At 68.2% G+C, this 23,944-nt stretch carries 25 protein-coding genes; 10 read left to right on the forward strand and 15 right to left on the reverse strand.

The features are described 5' to 3' along the window. Window positions 1-873, forward strand: coding sequence for an EamA family transporter (locus tag ASE48_RS20910; RefSeq protein WP_057169076.1), 873 nt, complete (start codon window positions 1-3; stop codon window positions 871-873). 21 nt (window positions 874-894) lie between these two features. Here the strand turns inward: ASE48_RS20910 and ASE48_RS20915 are convergent, their stop codons facing one another. Next, on the reverse strand, window positions 895-2,286 hold the full coding sequence (locus ASE48_RS20915) for an HNH endonuclease signature motif containing protein (RefSeq protein WP_057169077.1): 1,392 nt from the start codon (window positions 2,284-2,286) through the stop codon (window positions 895-897). A gap of 95 nt (window positions 2,287-2,381) precedes the next feature. Beyond that, entirely contained in the window at window positions 2,382-2,966 is a 585-nt protein-coding gene (locus ASE48_RS20920; RefSeq protein ID WP_057169365.1) for a TetR/AcrR family transcriptional regulator, read from the reverse strand. Window positions 2,967-3,056: 90 nt separating this feature from the next. Here ASE48_RS20920 and ASE48_RS20925 point away from each other — a divergent pair, with 90 nt between their 5' ends. Further along, entirely contained in the window at window positions 3,057-4,196 is a 1,140-nt protein-coding gene (locus ASE48_RS20925; RefSeq protein ID WP_057169078.1) for an acyl-CoA dehydrogenase family protein, read from the forward strand. Here ASE48_RS20925 and ASE48_RS20930 read toward each other — a convergent pair. Genes ASE48_RS20930 through ASE48_RS20940 form a run of 3 tightly spaced genes read right to left on the reverse strand, consistent with a single transcriptional unit; the run spans window position 4,186 to window position 6,949 of the window. Next, window positions 4,186-5,088 carry an alpha/beta fold hydrolase gene (locus ASE48_RS20930; protein WP_057169079.1) on the reverse strand — a complete coding sequence of 301 codons (903 nt, stop codon included), beginning with the start codon at window positions 5,086-5,088 and terminating at the stop codon, window positions 4,186-4,188. The two genes, ASE48_RS20925 and ASE48_RS20930, sit on opposite strands and share 11 nt — an antisense overlap. Before the next feature lie 42 nt (window positions 5,089-5,130). Beyond that, complete coding sequence (locus ASE48_RS20935) at window positions 5,131-6,300, reverse strand: sensor histidine kinase (RefSeq protein ID WP_057169080.1); 1,170 nt, start codon at window positions 6,298-6,300, stop codon at window positions 5,131-5,133. Window position 6,301: 1 nt separating this feature from the next. After that, a complete protein-coding gene (locus ASE48_RS20940; RefSeq protein WP_057169081.1) occupies window positions 6,302-6,949 on the reverse strand; it encodes a response regulator in 648 nt (215 codons plus the stop codon). 65 nt (window positions 6,950-7,014) lie between these two features. Between ASE48_RS20940 and ASE48_RS20945 the strand changes: the two genes are divergently transcribed. Both ASE48_RS20945 and ASE48_RS20950 read left to right on the forward strand, forming a co-directional pair. After that, window positions 7,015-7,896, forward strand: a complete 882-nt coding sequence (locus tag ASE48_RS20945; RefSeq protein WP_057169366.1) for a LysR family transcriptional regulator — start codon at window positions 7,015-7,017, stop codon at window positions 7,894-7,896. Window positions 7,897-7,942: 46 nt separating this feature from the next. Continuing rightward, window positions 7,943-9,193, forward strand: coding sequence for an MFS transporter (locus tag ASE48_RS20950; RefSeq protein ID WP_235571408.1), 1,251 nt, complete (start codon window positions 7,943-7,945; stop codon window positions 9,191-9,193). On the opposite strand, the gene ASE48_RS20955 is transcribed toward ASE48_RS20950, so the two are convergent. Beyond that, complete coding sequence (locus tag ASE48_RS20955; protein ID WP_057169082.1) at window positions 9,120-9,581, reverse strand: nuclear transport factor 2 family protein; 462 nt, start codon at window positions 9,579-9,581, stop codon at window positions 9,120-9,122. The two genes, ASE48_RS20950 and ASE48_RS20955, sit on opposite strands and share 74 nt — an antisense overlap. A gap of 60 nt (window positions 9,582-9,641) precedes the next feature. On the opposite strand from ASE48_RS20955, the gene ASE48_RS20960 reads away from it, so the two are divergent. Further along, window positions 9,642-10,856 carry an acyl-CoA dehydrogenase family protein gene (locus ASE48_RS20960; protein ID WP_162264261.1) on the forward strand — a complete coding sequence of 405 codons (1,215 nt, stop codon included), beginning with the start codon at window positions 9,642-9,644 and terminating at the stop codon, window positions 10,854-10,856. A 5-nt stretch (window positions 10,857-10,861) separates the two neighbouring features. Then, window positions 10,862-11,647, forward strand: coding sequence for a tyrosine-protein phosphatase (locus ASE48_RS20965; RefSeq protein WP_057169084.1), 786 nt, complete (start codon window positions 10,862-10,864; stop codon window positions 11,645-11,647). On the opposite strand, the gene ASE48_RS20970 is transcribed toward ASE48_RS20965, so the two are convergent. The 8 genes from ASE48_RS20970 to ASE48_RS21005 form a co-directional block, all read right to left on the reverse strand. Beyond that, on the reverse strand, window positions 11,640-12,122 hold the full coding sequence (locus tag ASE48_RS20970) for a DUF456 domain-containing protein (RefSeq protein ID WP_057169085.1): 483 nt from the start codon (window positions 12,120-12,122) through the stop codon (window positions 11,640-11,642). The genes ASE48_RS20965 and ASE48_RS20970 overlap by 8 nt on opposite strands. A 16-nt stretch (window positions 12,123-12,138) precedes the next feature. Continuing rightward, the gene (locus ASE48_RS20975; protein ID WP_057169086.1) at window positions 12,139-12,837 is read right to left on the reverse strand and encodes a haloacid dehalogenase type II; all 699 of its coding nucleotides are present in this window, start codon (window positions 12,835-12,837) and stop codon (window positions 12,139-12,141) included. Then, window positions 12,837-13,802, reverse strand: coding sequence for an NADPH:quinone oxidoreductase family protein (locus ASE48_RS20980; protein ID WP_057169087.1), 966 nt, complete (start codon window positions 13,800-13,802; stop codon window positions 12,837-12,839). The genes ASE48_RS20975 and ASE48_RS20980 overlap by 1 nt, the downstream gene beginning before the upstream one ends. Continuing rightward, a complete protein-coding gene (locus ASE48_RS20985) occupies window positions 13,799-14,662 on the reverse strand; it encodes an SDR family oxidoreductase (RefSeq protein WP_057169088.1) in 864 nt (287 codons plus the stop codon). Before ASE48_RS20985 ends, ASE48_RS20980 begins: the two co-directional genes overlap by 4 nt. A 48-nt stretch (window positions 14,663-14,710) precedes the next feature. After that, window positions 14,711-16,114: an aldehyde dehydrogenase family protein gene (locus ASE48_RS20990; protein WP_057169089.1), complete on the reverse strand. Its 1,404-nt coding sequence runs from the start codon at window positions 16,112-16,114 to the stop codon at window positions 14,711-14,713. Window positions 16,115-16,189: 75 nt separating this feature from the next. Then, complete coding sequence (locus tag ASE48_RS20995) at window positions 16,190-17,131, reverse strand: class I SAM-dependent methyltransferase (protein ID WP_057169090.1); 942 nt, start codon at window positions 17,129-17,131, stop codon at window positions 16,190-16,192. Between the two features lie 53 nt (window positions 17,132-17,184). Further along, entirely contained in the window at window positions 17,185-17,820 is a 636-nt protein-coding gene (locus ASE48_RS21000) for a TetR/AcrR family transcriptional regulator (RefSeq protein ID WP_057169091.1), read from the reverse strand. Between the two features lie 93 nt (window positions 17,821-17,913). Continuing rightward, window positions 17,914-18,885: a pirin family protein gene (locus tag ASE48_RS21005; RefSeq protein WP_057169092.1), complete on the reverse strand. Its 972-nt coding sequence runs from the start codon at window positions 18,883-18,885 to the stop codon at window positions 17,914-17,916. Window positions 18,886-18,967: 82 nt separating this feature from the next. On the opposite strand from ASE48_RS21005, the gene ASE48_RS21010 reads away from it, so the two are divergent. Beyond that, window positions 18,968-20,158 carry an RtcB family protein gene (locus ASE48_RS21010; protein WP_442928750.1) on the forward strand — a complete coding sequence of 397 codons (1,191 nt, stop codon included), beginning with the start codon at window positions 18,968-18,970 and terminating at the stop codon, window positions 20,156-20,158. An 89-nt stretch (window positions 20,159-20,247) separates the two neighbouring features. Then, window positions 20,248-20,403 carry a hypothetical protein gene (locus ASE48_RS33175; RefSeq protein ID WP_105363062.1) on the forward strand — a complete coding sequence of 52 codons (156 nt, stop codon included), beginning with the start codon at window positions 20,248-20,250 and terminating at the stop codon, window positions 20,401-20,403. Window positions 20,404-20,409: 6 nt separating this feature from the next. Here ASE48_RS33175 and ASE48_RS21015 read toward each other — a convergent pair whose 3' ends face one another. Then, entirely contained in the window at window positions 20,410-22,089 is a 1,680-nt protein-coding gene (locus tag ASE48_RS21015; protein WP_235571410.1) for a phosphoenolpyruvate--protein phosphotransferase, read from the reverse strand. 100 nt (window positions 22,090-22,189) lie between these two features. Here ASE48_RS21015 and ASE48_RS21020 point away from each other — a divergent pair, with 100 nt between their 5' ends. Continuing rightward, complete coding sequence (locus ASE48_RS21020; protein ID WP_057169094.1) at window positions 22,190-22,969, forward strand: DeoR/GlpR family DNA-binding transcription regulator; 780 nt, start codon at window positions 22,190-22,192, stop codon at window positions 22,967-22,969. Next, a complete protein-coding gene (gene pfkB, locus ASE48_RS21025) occupies window positions 22,966-23,943 on the forward strand; it encodes a 1-phosphofructokinase (RefSeq protein ID WP_057169095.1) in 978 nt (325 codons plus the stop codon). The genes ASE48_RS21020 and pfkB overlap by 4 nt, the downstream gene beginning before the upstream one ends. The last annotated feature ends 1 nt before the right edge of the window (window position 23,944 follow it).

Raw genomic sequence — 23,944 nt, forward strand, 5'->3', positions numbered from 1 at the left:
GTGACGCGGGTGCCCGCCTGGTCGGTGCCCGCGTTCTTCGTCGTCGGTGCCATCTCGCAGTACGTCGGTGCCGCGATCGGGGTCTTCCTGTTCGAGACGACCGACCCCGCGGCGGTCGCCTGGCTGCGTGCGACCGCGGCAGCGCTGGTGCTCATTGCCTGGCGCCGGCCGTGGCGGCGGACCTGGACGCGACGCGGCATCGCGGTCGCCGGCGGGTTCGGCATCGTGACGGTCGGGATGAACGTCGCCTTCTTCGAAGCGATCGCGCGGATCCCGCTCGGCACCGCGGTGGCCATCGAGTTCCTGGGTCCGGTGGCGGTCGCAACGTACGGGTCGCGACGGCCGCGCGACATCCTCGCGGTGGCGATGGTGGCGGCGGGGGTCGCCCTACTGGCCGGGGTCCAGACCGGCGCCGACACACTGGGCATCGTCTTCGCGCTCGTCGCCGCCGCGCTGTGGGCCGGCTACATCCTGCTCGGTAAGCGCGTCGCCGACGCGGGCGCCGGACTGGACTCGCTGGCGGTCGGGATGGCGGTGGCCGCGGCGGTGTTGGCCGCTCCGCTGTTGAGCGGCCAACTACTCGATGACCCGACCGTGTTCACCGAACCCCGAACCTGGCTGCTCGGTCTCGGCGTCGGCGTGCTGTCCACCACGGTCCCGTACGCGTTCGATCAGGTGGTGCTCACCCGGGTGGGCCGGGCGCGGTTCGCGCTGCTGCTGGCCTTGCTTCCGGCGACGGCGGCCGTGGTCGGCGCTGCGGTGTTGCACCAGGTTCCGGCGGTCGCAGAGGCGGCGGGTATTGCCCTGGTGATGGCCGCTCTGGTCATCAGCGCGGGCGGGCAGGACGCGGCGCCGGGGCCGGTCGGCGGCTAGTGTCACCCGTCAGCCGCACACCTAAAAGGGCGGTGGGTTGGCTTCGTAGTGGGCGCGGTTGAGCCCGCGTTCGTGGGCTATTCGGTAGGCCCGGTTCTGCGCCCGGGTGCGTTTTCGCTTGGGAGTGGCGAATTCTCGGTGCGCGCTGGGAGGTGGGGCCGGTGGCAACACGAGGGCTGCGGTCGACTGCGCGATCTGCGGGAAGAACAGCGTCCCGCCTGGTGTGGTGGTGTACACCCGGCCGTTGGGGGCCGTGATCGTGATCGTGCCATCGGCGTGCTGCTGGTCGTTCCAGCCACCCGGTCCGCTGTGAAAAGTCTTGATCAAGTGGTGAATTCGGCAGTACAACTTCGTGTTCGACGGATGCGTCGGACCGTAGGGCCACGGGGTCGTATGGTCGATATCGCAGCGCGCGACCGGGACATTGCACCCGGGCCAGCGGCAGGTCAGATCCCGACAGCCGATGAACTCGGTGAGCGCGCGAGACGGTTGGTAGCCGCGCTCGGCCCCCAGATCGGCTGCCGTAGGCACGGCCCGGACGGTGGCGCGCGGTCTCATCTCGCGGACCTGTTCGGCGGGGACAGGTCCATAGCCGGGCAGTAGCGCGGGACGGTCCGATCTGCCCTCGACAGTGTCCCGGTCGCCGTGCAGGTGGAGGACGATGTGTCCGTGGGGTGCCTCGTTGCCGGCGGCCGGACATTCCTGCTGCCCGCACAAGCACGGCAAGCTGGTCGCGCCCAGGGCGAGCGGCTCGACAGCATCGGCGCGGCGTTCGGCGACAGTGCGTGGATCATCCGGGCACACCGTGCGGGCCAGCTCATCGAGGCGCTGATCGAACACCGCACCGGCGGTGGCATCGAGGCGGCCGTAGATCTCGACCAGCCCGCCACCGCACGGCTCCACCGTGATGCTGCGGGCACGCCGGGATTCCCGGGCCCGGCGCACCGCATCGGGATCGACGTCGATGACCATCCAATCGACGAGCTCGGAGACGCGGTCATCGGAGAGCCCGTTCCACGAAGGCGCCGCCTTGGCGAGCAGGGCGTCGATGACGGACATTATGTCGGGGTCGGTGATCAGCCCGGTGCGGTGCAGGATGATCCGCAGCACCCGCAGATCCACCACGCCGGTGGCGAAGACCTCGGCGAAGCGGGGCAGGTGAGTGAGCAGGGTGCGGCCCTGGGTGATCATGGTGCAAGCGCGGCCGCGGCTGAGCCCGAGTTCGGCGCCGAGTTCGGCGGCGACCAGCTCCCAGTCATCGACGATCAGGTCCTCGAACGCATTGCCCAACTCCGCCATCCGGGCGACCGCGAACGCGCCCGCGGCCAGTATCTTCGCGGCCACCGCGGTGCGTTCGGCGCGCAACTGCTCGCGTACGGCGTCCAGTGCCGTCGTCGCCTCCGCCGCCTTCATTCTTCGAACATACATTCGACCACCGACAATTCCTGGCACGCGTCCGTATGGCGCCTGGAGAGGGCCCCAGATTCCGCCGGAACCGCCACGCGAGGCTAGGTTCGCAGACCGTAAGTGAGCAGCGTCGCCAACTCGGTGTAGGCCTCGGCATCGCTCAGACCGGTCGCGGTGGCGACGCCACGCTGCTGGATGCGGACCATCATCGTCGCGATGAGGTCGGCGGCGAAGGAGGCGTTCACCGCGCGGAATGTTCCTGCGCCGACACCGTCCTCGATCAGTTCCCGGACCCGTGCCGCAGCCGCGGCGGTGTTGGCTTCGTAGACGTCGCGGGCCGGGGCGCAGGCATTCAGGTCGGCCATGAACACGTCGGACGCGACGGCCAGCTCCCGGCCGACCGCGGTGAGGTAGGCCGAGACACGTTCTTCGAGATTCTCGGTCTGCGCCATGGCCGCTTCGACGGCCACGGTCGCGCGCTTGAAGAAATGCACCGTCACGCGCCTGACCAACTCGTCCTTGCTAGCGGCCAGCGCATACAGCGTGGATTTCGAGCACCGTAACCGGGACGCCAATTCATCGAGGGTCAGATGGCTGAACCCTTCGTCCAAGAACAACGCCAGCAGATCATCGAACAGCTTGGTTTGCCGACGTGTGGCGAAACCACCCTCCAACAGGTCGGACATACCGCAATAGTACTGCACGCGATCATCCAGTACTCTTTCTGACGATACTGCTTGATCGGTCTGAGTACCGTTTTGCGAGAGGTGACTGCTGTGCCCGTGGACCGCCTGCTCCCTTCCGACGAGGCGCAAGAGCTCATCGCGCTGACCCGCGATATCGCCGACAAGGTCCTCGACCCGATCGTCGACGCCCACGAGAAGGCCGAAACCTATCCCGATGGGGTGTTCGCGCAACTCGGCGCGGCCGGACTGCTGAGCCTGCCGCAGCCCGAGGAATGGGGCGGCGGCGGTCAACCGTTCGAGGTGTACCTGCAGGTCCTCGAGGAGATCGCGGCGCGCTGGGCCGCCGTGGCCGTCGCGGTGAGCGTGCACAGTCTGTCCTCGCACCCGCTGCTGGCCTTCGGCACCGATGACCAGAAGCAACGGTGGCTGCCCGGAATGCTCTCCGGTGACCAGATCGGCGCGTACAGCCTCTCGGAGCCGCAGGCCGGTTCCGACGCCGCAGCGCTGCGCTGCGCCGCGACCTCCGACGGTGACGGCTACGTGCTCAACGGATCGAAATCTTGGATCACCCACGGGGGCGTCGCGGATTTCTACACACTGTTCGCGCGCACCGGTGAAGGCTCGAAGGGGATCAGCTGCTTCCTGGTTCCCGGCGACCTGGACGGCCTGACCTTCGGCAAACCCGAGGAGAAGATGGGCCTGCACGCAGTCCCCACCACCGCGGCGTTCTACGACAACGCCCGCATCGACGCCGACCGGCTGATCGGCACTGAGGGACAGGGACTTTCGATCGCCTTCTCCGCGCTGGACTCTGGCCGGCTGGGCATCGCGGCGGTCGCCGTCGGCATCGCCCAGGCCGCCCTCGATGATGCGACGCGGTACGCGAACGAGCGAACCACGTTCGGCCGCAAGATCATCGACCATCAGGGACTGGGTTTCCTGCTGGCCGACATGGCGGCCGCGGTGATCAGCGCCCGCGCCACGTATCTGGATGCCGCGCGGCGCCGGGATCTGGGTCTGCCCTATTCGACCCAGGCCAGCGTGGCAAAACTGGTCGCCACCGACGCCGCCATGAAGGTCACCACCGATGCCGTCCAGGTGCTCGGCGGGGTCGGCTACACCCGCGACTTCCGCGCCGAGCGCTACATGCGGGAAGCCAAGATCACGCAGATATTTGAGGGCACCAACCAGATTCAGCGGTTGGTCATCGCACGCGGGCTCACTGACTGACGAAATCTTCGATGGCAGACAGGAACTCGTCGGGCTTCTCCACCATCGGACTGTGCCCGGAGCCGGCGATGATCCGCGGGGACAGGCCGGCCGCCAGATACCGGGTGACATTGGGATCCGTCGGCGTGAGCGCATCGGTCTCACCCCAGATCACCAACACCGGCTTACCCAGGCCGGTCAACGTGTCCGCGACCGACACCGGCGCGCCCTGCTTGGAATCGCATACGCCCCTATAAGTGAGCCGCTCCAGCGACCGGTAGGCGAACTGCGGCACCGGGTAATCCGCGGCGAAACCGGTCTGCAACGAACTCTCGGTGATCGCCGGCACCTCACGGAAGTGATCCATGGCGGGTCCGAGCACCGGCCAGCACACCATCTTTCCCAGCAACGGCATGGACACCAGCTCGACGGCGGCAGGCGTGTCGGAGACCACCACCCGCTCCACCACCTCCGGGTAGCGGTCCGCCAACACCGATGCGACGCTGCCGCCCATCGAGTGACCGATGATCACCGCCTGCCGAATACCCAAGGCCGTCAACGCATTGTGTACCACGGCCGCCTGGCCATCGGCCTGAAATTGCCGCGGATCACCCGGCGCCTCAGAACCACCGTGCCCGACGAGGTCGATGGCGACGACGCGTCGGTCACGCGCCAATCGCGACGCCACCTCCTCCCACCAATCGATGGAGGCCGAATACCCGTGCAGCAGCACGATGGCTCGCTCACCGGGCGGCCCGTACTCCCGGACGTTCACATCGGGGCCATCGAGTTGCAGCACATGGCCCCCGGCGAACGGTTCGGCGGCACGCGTCGTACCGGTCACCACGAACGCGTTCACCAGCGCCGCGACGATGACTGCGACGAGGGCCACCACGGCGATCCGGAACTTCACCTCTGGCACGGTACTGGCCCAGGGCTTTCCGGCGCGACGGATTTACTCCGGCGGCGATGTCACGGTGATGACGGTGCCGCGACCGGACATCGAGTCGATCTCCAGTGCGCCACCCATGGCCTCGAAACGCGCCAGCAGCGAGCCCAGCCCGATATGGCCCTCCTCCAGGCGCGTCGCGATGACGGCGGGGTCGAACCCAGGGCCGTCGTCGGAGACGACCAACACCACACGGTCGCCCACGCGCCGCAACGTCACCTCGACTTCCGTGGCGCGAGCGTGCTTGTGGATGTTGGCGAGCAGCTCTCGGGCGGCCCGGTGCAGCAGCGTCTGGGATTCCGGCTTCCCGACGTCCTGCAAATCGGCCGACACGGCATAGTCCCCGCGGGATTCGAACTGGCGCAGCAATTCCCGGATGGCCGGGGCCAGGCCCAGCTGCGCGAGCACCTGCGGGTGCAGTTCGGTGACCGTCGAGCGCAGCATCGCGGCGGTGTCCTGCAGCGCGTCGTACACCATGTCCAGCGCGGGGTCGGGATGGGTATCGCGGAGCAGGTCGACCTCCATCCGCGCCGCCAGCAGCGTCTGCAACGGGCCGTCATGCAGGCTCTCCGCCACTTCCCGATTCTGCCGCTCGTCAGCCTGCATCGCCTCGGCGACCAGCTGGCGGCGCACCTCCAGCAGGCTCCGAACCCGGGCGGCCCGCAGGGACAGCACCAGGCACAGCGCGGTGGTGGCGACCSCCAGCCACAGCAGGAACCCGAAGTGCGTATAGACCATGTCCGGCAGGCCGATCCGGTCATCGCGCTTGGAGTAGACGATCCACACCGACAGATAGGCGCCGGCGGTGACAGTCCCGATGATCGCCGTCAACAAGGGCCGGTCCTGGAACGCCACCGAGATGGGCAACAGGAAGAACACCGGCAGCAGCGCCGCGGTGGCGCCGCCCGAGACGACGCACAGCACCACGATCAGCAGCACGTCGACACCGGTCGACGCCCAGTCCGCCCAGCGCGGCAGCGGTCCGTTGAGCACGGCGAGCAGCCACACCACCGCGGCGACCGCGTAGCCGCCGAGGACCACGGCATACAGCCCGGGCAGCCAGTGGTCGACCTCCCAGATCCACACCAGCACCGCGATCAGTGCGATGAGCGGCAGCCGCAGCACCGCCGACACCCGAACGGGTTCGGCGGCGAAGAACTCGACGAGGCGCGTCACCTCAGTCGAGCAGCTTGCGGCGCATCGCCTCGGCCACCGCGGCCCCGCGGTCGCCGACGCCGAGCTTCTCGTAGAGCCGTTGCACGTGGGTCTTGACCGTCGACGGCGCGAGGTAGAGCTCCTTGGCCATCGCGGGAATCGTCAGGCCGCGCGCGATCATGGCGAGCACCTCGGCCTCCCGCGCCGACAGACTCGGGACATCGGGCTCGTTGCGTCGGCGGATCTCGCCGGCGAGCGAGGCCGCCAGCGCGGGGGCGATGACGTCACGGCCGCGGGCGCAGTCCAGTACGGCACTGACCAGTTCGCTGCGGGTGGACTCCTTGGACAGGAACCCGGCGGCACCGTCCTGCAGCGCCTTGTAGACGATGGCCGACTCGTCATGGGCCGAGATGAGCAACACCCGCGTCGGCAGGCGGTCGCGGGTGACAGCGGCGGCCACCTCGGAGCCGTCCATGCCGGGCATCCGATAATCCAGCAGGGCCACCGCCGGTTCGTGGGTGCGGATCAGTTCGAGTGCGGCGACACCGTCGTCGGCTTCGGCGACCACGTCGATCGATCCGCTGGCCGCCAGCGCCCGCACCACACCGTCCCGGAACATCGGGTGGTCGTCACCGACCACCACACGCACCTTGTGGGCCGAATCCTGCATGTGAGCAGCTTGTCACAGCGGGACCGCTCCGGGTGGCAAGATGCGGTGCGGGAGAGGCGGTGGCGGTGAACATCGAAGAGCTGCAATGGTTCGTGACGCTCGCCGAGATCGAGCATGTCACCGACGCGGCGGCCGAACTGGGCATCAGCCAGCCGACGCTGTCGCGGTCGCTGGCTCGATTGGAGGCACAGGTCGGGGCGCCGCTCTTCGACCGGCTCAACCGTAGGCTGCAACTCAACCGCTACGGCCGGATCCTGCTGGAGCACGCCCAGCGCAGCATCGGCGAGATGCGTTCGGCCACTGAGCGTATCGCGGAGTTACGCGATCCCGAGACCGGCACGGTACGGCTGGCATTCCTGCACTCGCAGGCCGGCGGGTTCGTGCCCGAGGTGTTGCGCCGGTTCCGCGCCGAAGCGCCGCGCGTGCAGTTCGAACTGTTCCAGGGCGCGACGGTGGACATCCTGGATCGCCTGGAGAGTGGCCGGACGGACCTGGCCATCACCTCACCCCGACCTCCCGGTTACCCGTGGCGGCTGCTCTACGGCGAACGGTTGTGCCTGGCGGTGCCGCGCGATCACCGATTCGCCGCCCGCAACCGGCTCCGGCTTGCCGAGGCCGGCAGTGAGCCGTTCGTGGCACTACAACCGGGATTCGGTTTGCGGCAGTTGACCGACGACCTGTGCGTGGAGGCCGGCATCACCCCGTCGGTGGTGTTCGAGGCTATGGAGATCCCGACGATGGAAGGCCTTGTCGCGGCGGGTTTCGGGGTCGCGGTGGTACCCGTCCCCCGCCCCGACCGCGCCGAGCCCGGCGCGGTCTACGTGCCGCTGACCGAGGCGACGGCCCGGCGGCAGATCGGCCTCACCTGGAGCCCGGACCGGGAACTGGCCCCGACCGCCCGCCGTCTCGCCGATTTCGTCATGCATATTCGTAATGAATTGTCCTAATCTCATGCATTGGACACATCACGGGTAGGCTCCTAACGTCGTCGGGGTGACTACCACGGTGACCCCCGTTGACTGGCAAGGCCATTCGCGTGGATCCACCGAGTACCGGCGCCTGCTGGCCGCGCTGTTCTTCGCCGGTGTCGCGACCTTCGCGCAGCTGTACTCCCCGCAGTCGGTGCTGCCGCTCATCGCCCGCGACCTGGGCACCGGGGCCGCCGACGCCGCCCTGACCGTGTCGGCCGCGACCGTCGGCCTGGCGCTGGGCGTCATTCCCTGGGCCGCGCTGGCCGATCGTATCGGCCGCGTCCAGGCGATGACGATATCCATCACGGCGGCAACGGTTCTGGGTCTGCTGGTGCCCTTGGCGCCGACCAGGGAACTGCTGTTGTCCGGGCGTTTCGTCGAGGGCCTGATGCTCGGAGGGGTGCCCGCCATCGCGATCGCCTACCTGACCGAGGAGGTCGACGCCGGTAACGCCGCCCGCGCCGCGGGCAGCTACGTGGCGGGCACGACCATCGGCGGGTTGGTCGGCCGACTGGTCACCGGCCCGCTCGCCGAATACGCCGGCTGGCGGGTGGGTGTGCTGGCGGTGGCTGCGCTGTGCGGGCTGTCGGCGCTGGCCTTTGTCCGACTCGCTCCGCCGGCCCGCGGTTTCCGGCCCTCCCCGGGGGGCGACCTGGCCCGTCGGCTGCTGGACAACCTGCGCTCCCCCCGCCAGCTGGTGCTCTACAGCCAGGCCTTCCTGCTGATGGGCGGCTTCGTCGCCATCTACAACTTCCTCGGATTCCGGCTGACCGCCGCACCGTTCCACCTGCCCCAGACACTGGTCAGCCTGGTGTTCCTGGCGTATCTGGCCGGCACCTTCGCCTCCGCCCGGGCCGGCGCCGGGGCCGGCCGCTTCGGCCGCCGTAAGGTGCTGCTCGGTTCGATCGCCACCATGATCGCCGGCACCGCCCTCACCGTGAGCGACCACATCGCGGTGGTGCTCGTCGGACTGGTGATCGCGACCGCCGGCTTCTTCGGCGCGCACGCCATCGCGTCCGGCTGGGTGGCCTACGCCGCAGGGGGCAGCAAGACCCAGGCGTCCTCGCTGTACAACCTGTTCTATTACGCCGGGTCCAGTGCCGTCGGCTGGCTGGGCGGCCTGGCCTTCGACGCGGTGGGCTGGACGGCCGTGGCCGGCGTCGTCATCGGACTGGCGGTGCTGGCCGGCGTCCTGGCCCTCACCACACTGGGAAGTCCCGCCCGTACTCCGATTCCGGTCGCGGACCGAACAGCCGGCGCTGCGCCGCGGTGATCGCCACGTCGTTGATACTGGCCTCCCGGCGGGCCATCAGACCTTCCGCGGTGAACTCCCACAATTCGTTGCCGTGACTGCGGAACCACTGTCCGTCCGTGTCATGCCATTCGTACTGGAACCGCACCGCGATCCGGTTGTCGTGAAAGGCCCACAGACCCTTGCGCAGGACGTAGTCCTGCTCGCGTTCCCATTTGGCGGTCAGGAACTCGACGATGGCGTCGCGGCCGACCACGTGCAGGTCGCGGTTGCGCCATTCCGAGTCGGGTGTGTACGCGAGGCTGACCCGATGCGGGTCGCGGGTGTTCCATGCGTCTTCGGCGGCCTGCACCTTCTGCACGGCGGTGTCGTGGGTGAACGGGGGCAGCGGCGGGCGTGGTTGGCTCATGCTGCCCAGGGTGTCACTTGTCTAACCATGTGACATATCGTGGCGGTCATGGACTTCGCGATGTCTGCCAAGGCGGCTGATTACCACAAGCGGCTTTCCGACTTCATGGTCGAGAACGTCTTCCCGGCAGAGGCCTCCTACCACGCCTATCGCGAGGAGAAAGGCCCGAAGGATCACACTGTCCCTCCGGTGGTCGAGGAGCTCAAGACCAAGGCCAAGGCCGCCGGGTTGTGGAATCTGTTCCTGCCCTCGGAGTCGGGTCTGACCAACGTGGACTACGGGTCACTGGCGGAACTGACCGGGTGGAGCATGGAGATCGCCCCCGAGGTGTTCAACTGCGCCGCGCCCGACACCGGGAACATGGAGACCCTGCACCTGTTCGCCACCGAGGCGCAGAGCAAGCAGTGGCTGGAGCCGTTGCTGGCCGGCGAGATCCGCAGCGCGTTCGCGATGACAGAGCCCGCGGTGGCCTCCAGTGATGCCCGCAATATCGAGACCACCATGCTGCGCGACGGCGGCGACTATGTGATCAACGGCCGCAAGTGGTGGATCACCGGGGCGGCCGATCCGCGGTGCAAGCTGCTGATCGTGATGGGCCGCACCAACCCCGACGCCGCTTCCCATCAGCAGCAGTCGATGATCCTGGTGCCCGCCGACACCCCGGGTGTGTCGATCGAGCGGTCGTTGCCGGTGTTCGGCTGGCAGGACCAGCACGGTCACTGCGAGATCAACTTCGAGAACGTGCGCGTTCCAGTGGAGAACCTGCTGCACGAAGAGGGCAGCGGATTCGCGATCGCCCAGGCCCGGCTGGGCCCGGGCCGCATCCATCACTGCATGCGTGCCCTCGGTGCCGCCGAGCGGGCGCTGGCGTTGATGATCGACCGCGTGCAGACCCGCATCGCGTTCGGCAAGCCGCTGGCCGAGCAAGGTGTGGTGCGCGAGCAGATCGCCAAGTCCCGCAACCAGATCGATCAGGCCCGGCTGCTGTGTGAGAAGGCCGCCTGGACCATCGATCAGGAGGGCAACAAGGCCGCCCATGTGCTGGTCTCCCAGATCAAGTCGGTGGCCCCGCAGATCGCCTGCGATGTGATCGACCGGGCCATCCAGGTGCACGGCGGCGCAGGGGTCTCCGATGACTTCCCGCTGGCCCGCCTGTACGGCTGGCACCGCGCGATGCGCCTGTTCGACGGGCCCGACGAGGTGCACATGCGCACCATCGCCCGCGCCGAACTCGGCAGGGAGAAGTCGGCCTTCGCGGCGGCTGTGACACAGTAGAAACCGTGGAACTGACGGGTGCCTGGAACTTTCGTGACGTTGCCGAGTCAGCCGGCATCCGGCCGGGCCTGCTGTTCCGGTCCAGTGAACTGAGCCGCCTCACCGAGCAGGGTGGTACCACCCTGCTCAAACTGGGTATCAACGATGTCGCCGATCTGCGCTCGCGCCGCGAACTGGAACGCCGCGGCCCCGGCCAGGTACCCGCAGGTGTTTCCCTGCACCACTTGCCGTTCCACTTCGAGGACGACTCCGAACAGGACGCGCCGCACGAGACCACCTTCCAGCGGGTGATGTCGGAGTCACCCGACGGCGAGGACGTCGCCGAGTCCGCCAAGCGATACATGACCGAGGTGTACGAGGAGTTCCCGTCGCTGACCGGCGCGCAGGTGGCCGTGCGCCAGGTGATCTCGCTGCTGGCCGACGGCAGGCCGGTGATCGCGCACTGCTTCGCAGGCAAGGACCGCACCGGGTTCACCGTCGCCACCGTGCTCGAGGCCGTCGGGGTGCCGCGGGACGCGATCCTGACCGACTTCCTGCGCAGCAACGACGCCATCGACCCGCTGCGCGACAGCATCATGGAATCGGTGAAGGCCCGCGCGGGCGAGTCTCCCGAGGTGCTGACCTTCGCCGGAGCCCGGCTCACCGATGCCGTGCTCGGTGTCCGCGCCGAATACCTCGAAGCCGCGGGCCGCAAGGTCGACGAGATCTACGGTTCGGTGGGCGGTTTCCTGGAGGCCTCCGGGGTGACCGAGGAGGATCTTGCCCGGCTGCGTACGTCCCTCACTAGCTGACGAGGACGCCGACGACCCAGGTCACGGTCGCGAGCAGCGCGCCGGTCAACTCCACGCCGACCGACAGCGCCACCCCCTTGAGTGCGTGCACCGTCGAGGCCCACGCCCGGGTGGTGTCACGTCGCATTGCCAGTTCGGCGGCGAACACTCCGAGCACGAATCCGATGAGCAGACCGATGACGGGGATGACGAAGAAGCCGACGATACCGGCCACCGCACCGATCACCAGCACCGATGTCCGAACCTCGGCGCGGCGCATTCGCTGGACAGGCCAGGTGTACTTGATCACCTCGGCGATGACGAAGAACGCTGCCGCGATACCGAATGTCACCCAGGACGTGGTCGAACCCTCGACGTAGGCCCACACCCCGATCGATGCCATGACCAGCAGACCGCCGGGCAGGATCGGGATCACGATGCCGGCCAGCCCGACCGCGATCGCCAGCGCGACCAGAACGATCCCCAGGGTGCTCACCCCTTGAATCTACGGACTACGCGCCGAGCTGTCGGGCCAGGTCGATGAAATCCTGAGCAACCACCTCGAACTCGCCGTCGGTCACCTCCGGCAACGGATGGCCGCGGCCGTGCTCGAGCGGTCGCACGACATAACCGGTGCGCAGACCGCAGGCCCGTGCCGCCCGCAGATCGCTCGGATGGGTGGCGACCAGCATGAGCTCGTCGGGTGCCACATCGAGCAACCGGGCGCAGCCGAGATAAGCCTCGCGGTCGGGTTTGTAGTGGCCGAACAACTCGGCGGAGATGACACAGTCCCAGGGCAATCCGGCGTTCTTGGCCATGTTCGTGAGCAGCGAGAGGTTTCCGTTGGACAGGGTGGTGATGACGAAGCGCTGCTTCAACCGGTGTAGGCCGGACACCGAATCCGGCCACGGCGTCAGCCGGTGCCAGGCCCGGTTGAGGTCATCGATCTCGGCCTCGTCGACCCGGACATCGCCGAGCAGATCGACCAGGATCTCGCGGTGCAGATCGTCGATGCGTGTCCAGGGCAGCTCACCGCGGCGCACCCGGTCCATGGCGGGCGCGTAACCGGCCCGCCACGCATCGGCGAAGGACGCCCAATCTCGTTGCAGCCCATGGCGGGTGCCGAAGGAATTCAGCTCGGCGATGATGCTTGACCGCCAGTCCACCACGGTGCCGAACACGTCGAACGCCAATGCGCGCGGGCCGTCCACTACGGCTCCAGAACGAGCTTGCCCCGGATCTTGCCCTCGGCCAGCGCCTGCAAGCCTTCGGCGCCGTCGGCGAGCCGGTAGGTCACCGGCGCCGGCGGCCGCAGCCCGGCGGCGACCAGGTCGGCGAGCCCGGCACCGACCTCGGCCTGGGCGGCTGGCGAATGTCGGACGAACTCACCCCATCCGACACCGACCACGCTGACGTTGCGCAGCAGCAGCCTGTTCACCTTCACCGTCGGAATACCTTGTCCGGCAGCGAATCCGATGACGAGCAGCCGCCCCTCGGGGGCCATTACCCGGATGGCGTCGTCGAACGCGTCACCGCCGACCGGGTCGACCACCACATCCACACCGCGGCCGTCGGTGGCATCGAGCACCGCCTGCTTCCAGCCCTCGGTCAACGGCAGCACCACGTCGGCGCCCACGCTCGCCACGAAATCCTGGGCGTCGGGCCGGTGCACCAGCGCCACCACCCGGGCGCCGAGCGCCTTGGCGATCTGGATGGCCGCCACCCCGATGCCACCGGCCGAGCCGAGCACCAACACCGTCTCCCCGCTCCGCAATGCCGCGCGGCGTTGCAGGGCGAAGTACATGGTGTAGTAGTTGCCCAGCAGAGCCGTGGCCGACGCATCGTCGACACCGTCGGGCGTGGGCACCACGCTCGACGGCGCCACGGCCACCTGCTCAGCGTAGCCGCCGAGCATGGACATGGCCGAAACCCGCTGGCCGACAGTAAAACCCGACCCTTCCGGAGCCGACCGGACGGTACCGGCCACCTCCATACCCGGCGTGAACGGCGGCTCCAGGCGGAGCTGGTACTCCCCGCGCAGTAACAGCAGGTCGGGGAAGCAGACGCCGGCCGCGCCGACGTCGATGATCACCGAGTCTGCAGACTCCGGATCGTCGACGTCGATGTAGGCCAGTCCGTCGGTACCGGTCAGCGCTTGTGCGACAAGCGCTTTCATCCGAGCTTGAAGCTGGCGGCCTGCGCTGCAGACAGATCGGTGATCTCGCCCCACTTGCCGGCGATGTCATCCACCGAAGGCACCTCGGTGAAGGTGACGCCCTCGTTCTGGAACAGTGCGGTGCGCTGCACCTTGCCGCCGCCGACGATGAACACCGAATCGGTATCCGGCAGTTCCTCGGTCATCAGGTACGCCACCACGGGCGCAACGTATTCCGGGGTCAGCTTCTCGAACACCTCGGGCGGCAGGATGTCCTGCGTCATGCGGGTGGCGGCGATCGGTGCGACGGCGTTGGTCTTGATGTTGTACTTGGCGCCCTCCTGGGCGAGCGTGTTGATCAGGCCGACCAGGCCCAGCTTGGCGGCACCGTAGTTGGCCTGCCCGAAGTTGCCGAACAGACCGCTGGTGGAGGTCGCGACGACCACACGACCGAAGCTCTGCTCACGGAAATGCGGCCACGCGGCGCGAATGACGTTGTAACCACCGTAGAGATGCACCTTGAGCACGGCATCCCACTGCTCGAAGGTCATCTTGTGGAAGGTGCCGTCACGCAGGATGCCGGCGTTGCTCACCACACCGTCGACCTTGCCGAACTCATCGATGGCGGTTTTGATGATGTTCTCGGCACCCTCGGGCTCGGCGACGCTGTCGTAGTTGGCGACGGCACGGCCACCGGCGGCCTTGATCTCTGCGACCACCTCGTCGGCCATGTTGTGTCCGGCACCGGACCCGTCCCGCGAACCACCGAGGTCGTTGACGACGACGCTGGCACCCTCACGGGCCAAGGTCAGGGCGTACTCGCGGCCAAGGCCACCGCCGGCTCCGGTGATGACGACGACGCGATCCTGCACTCCGGGCATTACGTTCCTCTCGGTGTTGGGTCAGTTCTTGTGTGGTCGATACGGCGCCTAGAACAGCCGCCGGGCCAGTTTCCACGCCTTCTCTGTATACGGCGGGTAGATCATCGCCCCCAAGTCGGGGCGGGTGGTCTTGGTCAGCACCGACTTGCGGTGGCTGAACTCCTCGAACCCGTACCTGCCGTGGTACGCGCCCATCCCGGACGGGCCGACTCCACCGAACGGCAGCTTGGTGGTCGCGAAGTGGAAGATCAGGTGGTTGACCACCATGCCGCCGGCGGGCACCTCACGGATCACCCGTTCGCGGGTCGCCTTGCCCTTGGTGAACAGGTAGGCGGCCAGCGGTTTGGGTCGCGCATTGACGAAAGCGATTGCCTCGTCCAGGTTTTGGACGGTGACGATGGGCAGGACCGGCCCGAAGATCTCGTCGGTCATCAGCGGCTCGTCCAACGACGGATCGACCACGACGGTGGGCTCGATCGCCAACTCGGTGGCGTTCGTGCCGCCGCCGATCGCGATCTCACCCTCGGTGGCGGCCACCGCCGCGGCGAGCCGATCGAAGTGGCGCCGGTTCACGATCGGCTTGCCGCCGGTGGCGTCGGCTTCGAAGACCTGCACCGCGGCCTTGACCTTGGCGACCAGTTCGTCGCGCACCGAGGCGTCGACGAGTACGTAGTCCGGTGCGATGCAGATCTGGCCCGAATTGATCAGCTTGGTCCAAGCGATGCGCTTGGCGGCGACGTCCAGGTCGGCGTCGGCGGCCACGATGACCGGGCTCTTGCCGCCCAACTCCAGGGTCACCGGGGTCAGATGAGCCGCCGCGGCCTGGTAGACCTTGCGTCCGATCTCGGTGCCGCCGGTGAAGCAGATCTTGTCGAATCCCTGGTCGATGAGCAGCTGGCTGACCGATCCGTCACCCTCGATGACCGCGACGGCCTCGGGGTCCAGGTAGCGCGGCACCAGCTCGGCCATCAGCGCCGAGGACGCCGGCGCGAGCTCGGAGGGCTTGAGCGCGACAGTGTTGCCCGCGGCGATGGCGCCCACTGCGGGGCCCAGGGTAAGGGCGAAGGGGAAGTTCCAGGCGCCGATGACGAGCACGGTGCCGTAGGGCTCGTATTCGACCCAGCCGCGGGCGGGCAGCTGGGACAGCTCCAGGCGCCGGTACCGGCGCTTGGCCCACTTACCGAGATGCTTGGCCGCGTCGCGGGCCTCGGCGGCGGTGCTGGCGATGTCGGCCAGCCACGCCTCGAACGGTTTGCGCCCCAGGTCTGCTGCCAGCGCCTCGGCAATGGCGGACTCGTTGTCGACCACCAGCCGTTCCAGGGCGCGGAGCTGCTGTTTACGCCACTCGATGTCGCGGGTGCGACCGGTGGCGTATGCCGCGCGGAGCCCGGCGACGACCGCCGGGATGTCCGCCACCGCAGGTGAGGTGGGTGCGTCTGCGTGCGTGGTCATCGGAGCGTCCTTCCAGACCGGGAAATCTGATCCTAACCATCCGGTCGGTCGGTCCATAAGACCCGAATTACGCACTCAGCGTCGTGTGGCGGTCACAAACTGGGAGAACGCGTCGTCTGCGGGCGCATCGGGGCCGTCGGGCAGCGCCCAGCGGTCGAGCCGACGCATCTCGGCGGCCGATTGCACGGCGGTGCTGTCCCACCCGTTGGCGCCGAGCCATTCGGCGACATCGGCGCGGTCCGGGTCGTTGTACATGAGCTCGCCGACGTCGAGGCTGTCGGTGATGCCGAACTTCTCCTTGATGACCTCGAACCGTTCCTTCATCTGCTGGCGACGTTCCTCGGCTTGCGTCGGAGCGGTCTCGGCCGCGATCCGGCTGCCCGCGGCGCTCAGTTCGGTGATCTGAGCGAACAGCCGGTCCTGCGCGTCGGCGGGCAGGTACATCAACAGGCCCTCGGCCAACCAGGCAGTTGGCTCGGCCGCGTCAAATCCGGCTTCGCGCAACGCCTTCGGCCAGTCGTGGCGCAGGTCCACGGCCACCTCGCGACGGGTCGATGTCGGCTGCACGCCGTGCTCGGTCAGCACGGATTCCTTGTACTCCAGCACCTTGGGCTGGTCGATCTCGAAGACGGTGGTGCCCGCCGGCCAGTCCAACCGGTAGGCGCGCGAGTCCAGGCCGGACGCGAGGATCACCACCTGGCGGATCCCGGCGCCGCCGGCCGCGGTGAAGAAGTCGTCGAAGAATCGGGTCCGCACGGCCTGGTAGCTGCCCATGTGCGCGAAGATCGCGGCGCCCTCGGGATCGATGTCGACCGCGCGGGCCACCCATTCCTCGTCCATCATCAGGCCCCACACCCCGCCGCCGGCGCCCTCGACGAGGATGCGCGCGTAGGGGTCGCTGATCAGCGGATCGGGGCTCGCCGTCTCGGCGGCGCGCGCTGCGGCGACCATCACGGCGGTGGTTCCTACGCTGGACGCGATGTCCCAGCTGTCATCGTGGGTACGCAGTGAGCTCATGTCCCGATGCTACCGAATAGTTAGGTAGCCTATCCGCTGCCGCCGCCGCGCAGTTACTCCGACAGCGTCCACAACTTGTTAGCCATCAGCAATTCCAGCTGCGCGACGACAGCCGCGGTCTCGTCATGGCTCCCGACGTACCCGGCATAGAAACCCATCCCCCACATCACCGCGACCAGCATCTCGACCAAGGTCGACACATCGGTGTCGGTGGTCAGTTCACCGCGTTGGATGGCATCGGTGACGGCCCACTGCACGAACGCCCGGGAGTTCGCCAGCGGATCGTGTTCGTCCTGGCTGAGTTCGGGATGGCGCTGCGCCTCCAGCACCGAGGTCACCAGAAAGGCCGCGACCGAGCGGTCCTTGCTGTCGGCCTGCATGGCGACCGAATAGAAGGCCGACAGCCTCCTCAGCAGGGTGGGCTCGGAGCGGGCTTTTTCGATCCCGGCCCGCACCACCACGGCGTTGGTGTGTTCCACCACTTCCCGGTACAGCAGATGCTTGCTCTGAAAGTAGTGATTGATCGCCGGGCGGGTCAGATCCGAGCGAACCGCGATGGCCTGGAATGTTGCTGCGTCGTAACCGAGTTCGCTGAATACCTCGCGCGCCGCCTGCAGGATGCGCTCCCGGGTCTCCGCTGCCTTAGCGGCAGGCGGACGACCCGGACCTCTGCTGGCTATATGTGGCACAGTCAAATTGTGCCACAGATCACCTGCTCCACTACCGAGGGATGATTGCGAAGTCACACTGAATCGACCTTTCAGCAAACTCCCAGGAGGCGGTCAGCGCGCCCGGTGCGGCGTGAGCGCGTTCGGCGGGAGCGACCCGAACCGGCCGGCGTTGAAGTCCTCCAGCGCCTGCAGCACCTCCGATTTGGAGTTCATGACGAACGGCCCGTACTGGACGACCGGCTCGCGGATCGGCCGACCACCCAGCAGCAGCACTTCGAGCGCCGGGCGGTTGCCGTCCTGAGTGGACTCGGCGGCGATGTCGATGCGGTCACCGGATCCCAGCACCGCGAGCTGACCCTGCTGGATCGGCCGGCCCTCCGGCCCCACGGTGCCCCGCCCCGACAGCACGTAGACCAGCGCGTTGAACTGGCGGTTCCAGGGCAGGTTCAGGCGCGCGCCGGGCTCGATGGTGGCATGGGCCAAGGCGATCGGGGTGTGCGTCTGGCCGGGCCCGGCGTGCTCGCCGATGGAACCGGCGATGACGCGCACCAGTGCGCCGCCGTCCTGCGAGGACAGCAGTTCGACGGCGCCGCCCTCGATGGATTGGTAACGCGGAGAGGCGAACTTGTCCTTGCGCGGCAGGTTCACCCAGAGCTGGACCCCGTGGAACAGCCCGCCGCTCTCGACGAGTTCGGCCGGCGGGGTTTCGATGTGCAGGATGCCGGACCCGGCCGTCATCCACTGGGTGGCACCGTCGGTGATCAGACCGCCGCCGCCATGAGAATCCTGGTGCGCGAAACGTCCGTCGATCATGTAGGTGACGGTCTCGAAGCCGCGGTGCGGGTGCCAGTCGGTGCCGCGCGGTTCGCCGGGCTGGTATTCGATCTCGCCCATCTGGTCCATGTGCACGAAGGGATCCAGGTCGGCGGCGCTGACGCCGGCGAAGGCGCGCACGACGGGGAACCCTTCGCCCTCGTAGCCGCGGGGGCCGGTGGTGATGGAGCGCACGGGGCGCTCGGTCTCGGTGGGTGACGCCGCCGCGATGCGGGGCAGGGTCAGCGTATCGGCTGTGATGGCAGGCATGCAATGTTTAACCGGACCGCGGTCCGATTCATTCCGGGCGGGATAACCGCTGGACACCGCAGTGACAATCACTCCTATGACCATTCAGCAGATCAGCGGCCACAAGCTGCTGAACTTCGCCTCGCTGGTCGACGAAAACACGATCGAGCAGGCGAAGCAGACGGCGTCGATGCCGTTCGTGCACCCGCACGTGGCGTTGATGCCGGACGCGCACTTCGGCAAGGGGTCCGCCGTGGGCACCGTGATCCCCACCATCGACGCGGTGATACCCGCCGCAGTCGGGGTCGACATCGGGTGCGGGATGATCGCCGCGCGCACCGTGTTCACGCTCTCCGACACCGAGGGCCGCGATCTCGCCGCGCTGCACGAATCCATTGAATCCGCGATCCCGCTCTCGCCCGGCAACTACAACCGCGGCACCGACCGCTACCCGTTCACCCGGGAGCGGATCACTGATCTGCGCTCCCGCGCCGAGGCCGACGGCGTCGACCTGACGCACTCACCGAAGTGGCCGGAGCAGCTGGGCTCGCTCGGCGGCGGCAATCACTTCATCGAACTGTGCGTCGACGAGGCGTCCAGGCTGTGGATGTTCCTGCATTCGGGGTCGCGCGGGGTCGGCAACAAAATCGCCCAGCATCACATCAACGAGGCGAAGCGACAGTGTGCACAGCGTGAGATCGACCTTCCCAACCGCGACCTCGCCTACCTCCTGCAGGGCACCCCCGAGTTCGATGCCTACCTGCGAGACCTCCAGTGGGCCCAGCGTTTTGCGCTGTACAACCGCGCCGAGATGATGGACCGGTTCCGCCAGACACTGGCCCATTGGATGGGTGTCCCCGCCGACGACGCAGCCGCGATCGAGGCCGACCGGGTGAACACCCATCACAACTACACCCAACTCGAGGAACACGGTGGCCGTTCGGTGTGGTTGACGCGCAAGGGCGCCATCGACGCGAGCGTCGGTGTGCGCGGGATCATTCCCGGGAGCATGGGCACCCGCTCGTACATCGTGCGCGGCAAGGGAAATGCCGCGAGCCTGTGCTCGGCCCCGCACGGAGCGGGCCGACGGTTCTCCCGGACCGAGGCGCGGCGGCGGTTCACCGCCGACGATCTCGCGGATCGGATGGCAGGAATCGAGTACCGGCACGGCGCGGAGTGGGTCGATGAGATCCCGGATGCGTACAAGGACATCGATCAGGTGATGCTCGATGCCGCCGATCTGGTGGCGGTGGAGCACACGTTGCGTCAGATTCTGAACGTGAAGGGGACCTGATCAAGACTGGCAGGTTTGGATTTTGACGGTTTTGGTAATTCTTCCTGAGCGATAACGCGACAGCATCACCTTAAGGATGGGAAATCACCATGATTGTGCTCGGCATCGTCCTCCTGCTGATCGGATACTTCACCAGCCTGTCGATCCTCTACACGATCGGCGCCATTCTCGTTGTGGTCGGCGTCGTGCTGTGGATCCTCGGCGCGGTCGGCCGTCCGGTCGGTGGGCGAAAAGTCTGGTTCTAGCCCGCTCTACCCCAACACTGCGAGTGCCGCGGACCTGGCGTCCGCGGCACTTGCCGTGTGTACCACCGCCTGGGCCGCGGCGCGGCAACGCTCCAGCGTGACTCCGGCCAGCGCGGCGCCCACGCCGGGCACCGCGGTCGCGGCCGCCGACAGAGACGTCACGCCCATCCCCACCAGCACGCACGCCAGCAACGGGTCCGCGGCCGCCTCACCGCACACACCGACCGGCTTGCCGACGGCCGCGCCCGCGCGGGCGGTCAGCTCCACCAGCGCCAGCACTCCGGGCTGCCACGGGTCGGTCAGGGTCGCCAGTTCGGCCGACATCCGGTCGGCGGCCATCGTGTACTGGGCCAGATCGTTGGTGCCGATCGACAAGAAGTCGACATGCTCGAGGATGTGGTTGGCCAGCAGCGCCGCGGCCGGAATCTCGATCATCACACCGGGGGTCAGCCCGAAGGAACGTGCCTCTGCGGCAAAGTTTTTCGCTTCATCCGGGGTGGCGATCATCGGCGCCATCACCCAGGGATCGCTGCCGGTGGCCTGTGCTGCCGCGGCGATCGATTCGAGCTGTCGGGTCAGCAGCCCGGGGTTTCCGAATGAGATGCGCACGCCGCGCACCCCCAGCGCCGGGTTGGCCTCATCCGTATGGCCGGCGAATTTCAACGGTTTGTCCGAGCCCGCATCCAGCGTGCGGATGACGACCTTGCGGCCCTCGAACGCGGTGAGCACCTCACCGTAGATGCGCGCCTGCTCCTCGACCGTCGGCTCGGTGTCACGGTTCAGGAAGCACAGCTCGGTACGGAAGAGCCCCACGCCTTCGGCCGGCGTCTGACTCGCCGACCGGGCCGCCGCACCGTCCTGGACATTCGCCAGTACCGCGACCGCATGCCCGTCGGCGGTGGCACCGGGTCCGGTCCACTGCGCGATGCGCGCGGCGTCCTCGCGTGCCTTGCCGACGGCGCGCTGCGCCTGCTCGGCGTCGGGGGACACCGTCACCGTGCCGCGGGCACCGTCCACCATCACCTGCGCTCCGGCCGGCACCGCGTCCAGCCCGTCCACCGCCACCACGCACGGAATGCCGAGCTGGCGGGCGATGATCGCGGTGTGGCTCGTCGGGCCGCCCAGCGTGGTGGCCAGCGCCACCACCAGGGTCGGGTCCAGGCCCGCGGTGTCAGCGGGCGCCAGATCCTCGGCGCACAGCACCGAGGGGACATCCGGCACCGGGACCCCGGGTTCGGGCAGCCCGGCCAGCTGAGCGAGCACCCGGTCACGGACATCCCGCAGGTCGGTCACGCGTTCGGCCATCAGGTCACCGGCCTTGGACAGCGCATCAGAGATCTTGGCGATGGCCGCACCCACGGCATGGTGGGCCGGACTGCCTGCCTTGATCCGCTTTTCGGCGTCCAGGAGCCACGCCCGGTCCTGGGCCAGCGCGGCCGTGGTGGCCAGCACCTCCGACGCCACGCCGGTCGCGTGGGCCGCCCGGTCGCGCAGCCGCTCGGCGACTGCGGCCGCCGCGGCTTTGAGCCGGTCCACCTCGCCCGGCCGGTCCGCCTCGGGCACATCGGCGGCGGACACCGGGGCGGTCGGCCGCGCGCCCGGCCGGATCACCGGGGCATAGGCGACCCCGGCCACCACCGGAACGCCGGTCAGAACCTGTGTCTCAGTCACGGATGAAGTGCTCATGTGATTCAGATTACAAGAAAGCATTGACAAGTCAACAGATTCAAGCGTAAAACCACATATATCAACATTTGAGCCGGTGAGCCAGCCCCGAACGGAGACCATGTACGCCGAGGAACGCCAGAACGCGATCGCCACCCTGGTGATGCAGCAGGGGCGTGCGTCGGTCACCGAATTGGCTCAGACCTACGACGTCACCACCGAGACGGTGCGCCGCGACCTCGCCGTGCTGCACAAGGCCGGTCTCCTGCGTCGGGTGCACGGCGGTGCCGTCCCGGCGCGCGCGCTGCACCTCGTCGAGCAGGACGTCGGGGAACGCGACGCCACCCGGTCCGCTCACAAGGACGCCATCGCCGCGGCCGCCACCGATGTTCTCCCGGTCGGCGGCGCCAGCGTCCTCCTGGACGCAGGCACCACCACCAGCCGGGTCGCCGCGCTCATCCCGACCGACCGCGAACTCGTGGTGGTGACCAACTCGGTACCGGTGGCCGCCCGGCTGTCCGCGGTGCAGTCGGTGTCCTTGCAACTGCTCGGCGGCCGGGTCCGCGGCCTCACCCAGGCCACCGTCGGCGATCAGGCCCTGCAGACCCTCGAGCAGATCCGGGTGGACATCGCCTTCATCGGCACCAACGGGATCACCGTCCGGCACGGCCTGTCCACCCCCGACAGCGAGGAGGCCGCGATCAAACGCGCCATGGTCAAGTGCGCGAATTATGTTGTCGTCGTGGCAGATTCGTCTAAGATCGGCCGGGAAGAACTGCACAGCTTCGCGCCGATCTCCAGTGTCGACGCACTCATCACCGATACCGAGATCGCCCACACCGCCCGCGAGGAGCTCATCGGCCTCGGCATCGAAGTCACCTGCGCAGGAGCATCCGCATGATTGTCACGGTCACACCCAATCCCAGCATCGACCGCACCGTCACGCTGCCCGGCACCCTGACCCGGGGTGCGGTGCACCGGATCAGTTCGGTGACCGACGAACCCGGCGGCAAGGGCGTCAACGTCGCCCGTGCGCTCGGGCTGGCTGGCCTCGACGCGCTGGCCGTGCTGCCCGCGGCCGACGCCGACCCCATGCTGTCCGCGCTGCGGGCCTGCGGGGTCCCCTACGCCACCGTGCCCATCCGCGGAGCGGTCCGCACCAACGTCGCCATCACCGAGAATGACGGCACCACAACCAAACTCAACGAGCCCGGCGCAACACTCGACGCCGACGCCCTGGACGCGCTGACCCGCACCGTGGTGGAAGCGGCACACCGGGCCGAATGGATCGTGATGTCCGGATCGCTGCCACCGGGCGTGCCGGTCAGCTGGTACGCCGATGTGGTCGCCCAGCTTGCCGACAAGAACTGCCTCGTGGCGGTGGACACCTCGGATGCGCCACTGGCCGCGCTGGCCGCATCCTTCGGCACGGCCGCCCCCGATCTGATCAAACCCAACGCCGAGGAACTCGCCGGACTGACCGGCACCTCCGCGCAAGAGCTCGAAGACGCTGCCGCCGCCGGTGATCCGATGCCGGTGATCGCCGCGGCCCGCCAGCTGGTCGACCGCGGCGCCCGCACCATCCTGGTCACCCTCGGTGCGGCCGGGGCGGTGCTCGTCGAGCCGTCCGGCAGCTGGCTGGCCGGCTCGCCCCCGATCACCCCCCGCAGCACCGTCGGCGCCGGTGATTCCGCGCTCGCCGGGTATGTCCGGGCGGCGCTGTCCGGGGCGGATGCCCCCGACCGGCTGCGGATGGCCGTCGCCTACGGCAGCGCCGCGGCATCGCTGCCCGGGTCCGCATTGCCGGGCCCCGATCTCATCGATCTCAAAGCCGTTCCAGTGAAAGCCATTTCGCTGTCCCGTTCCGACTCCTGAC

Origin of the sequence: Mycobacterium sp. Root265 (genome assembly GCF_001428895.1) — a bacterium.
GTDB lineage: Bacteria > Actinomycetota > Actinomycetes > Mycobacteriales > Mycobacteriaceae > Mycobacterium.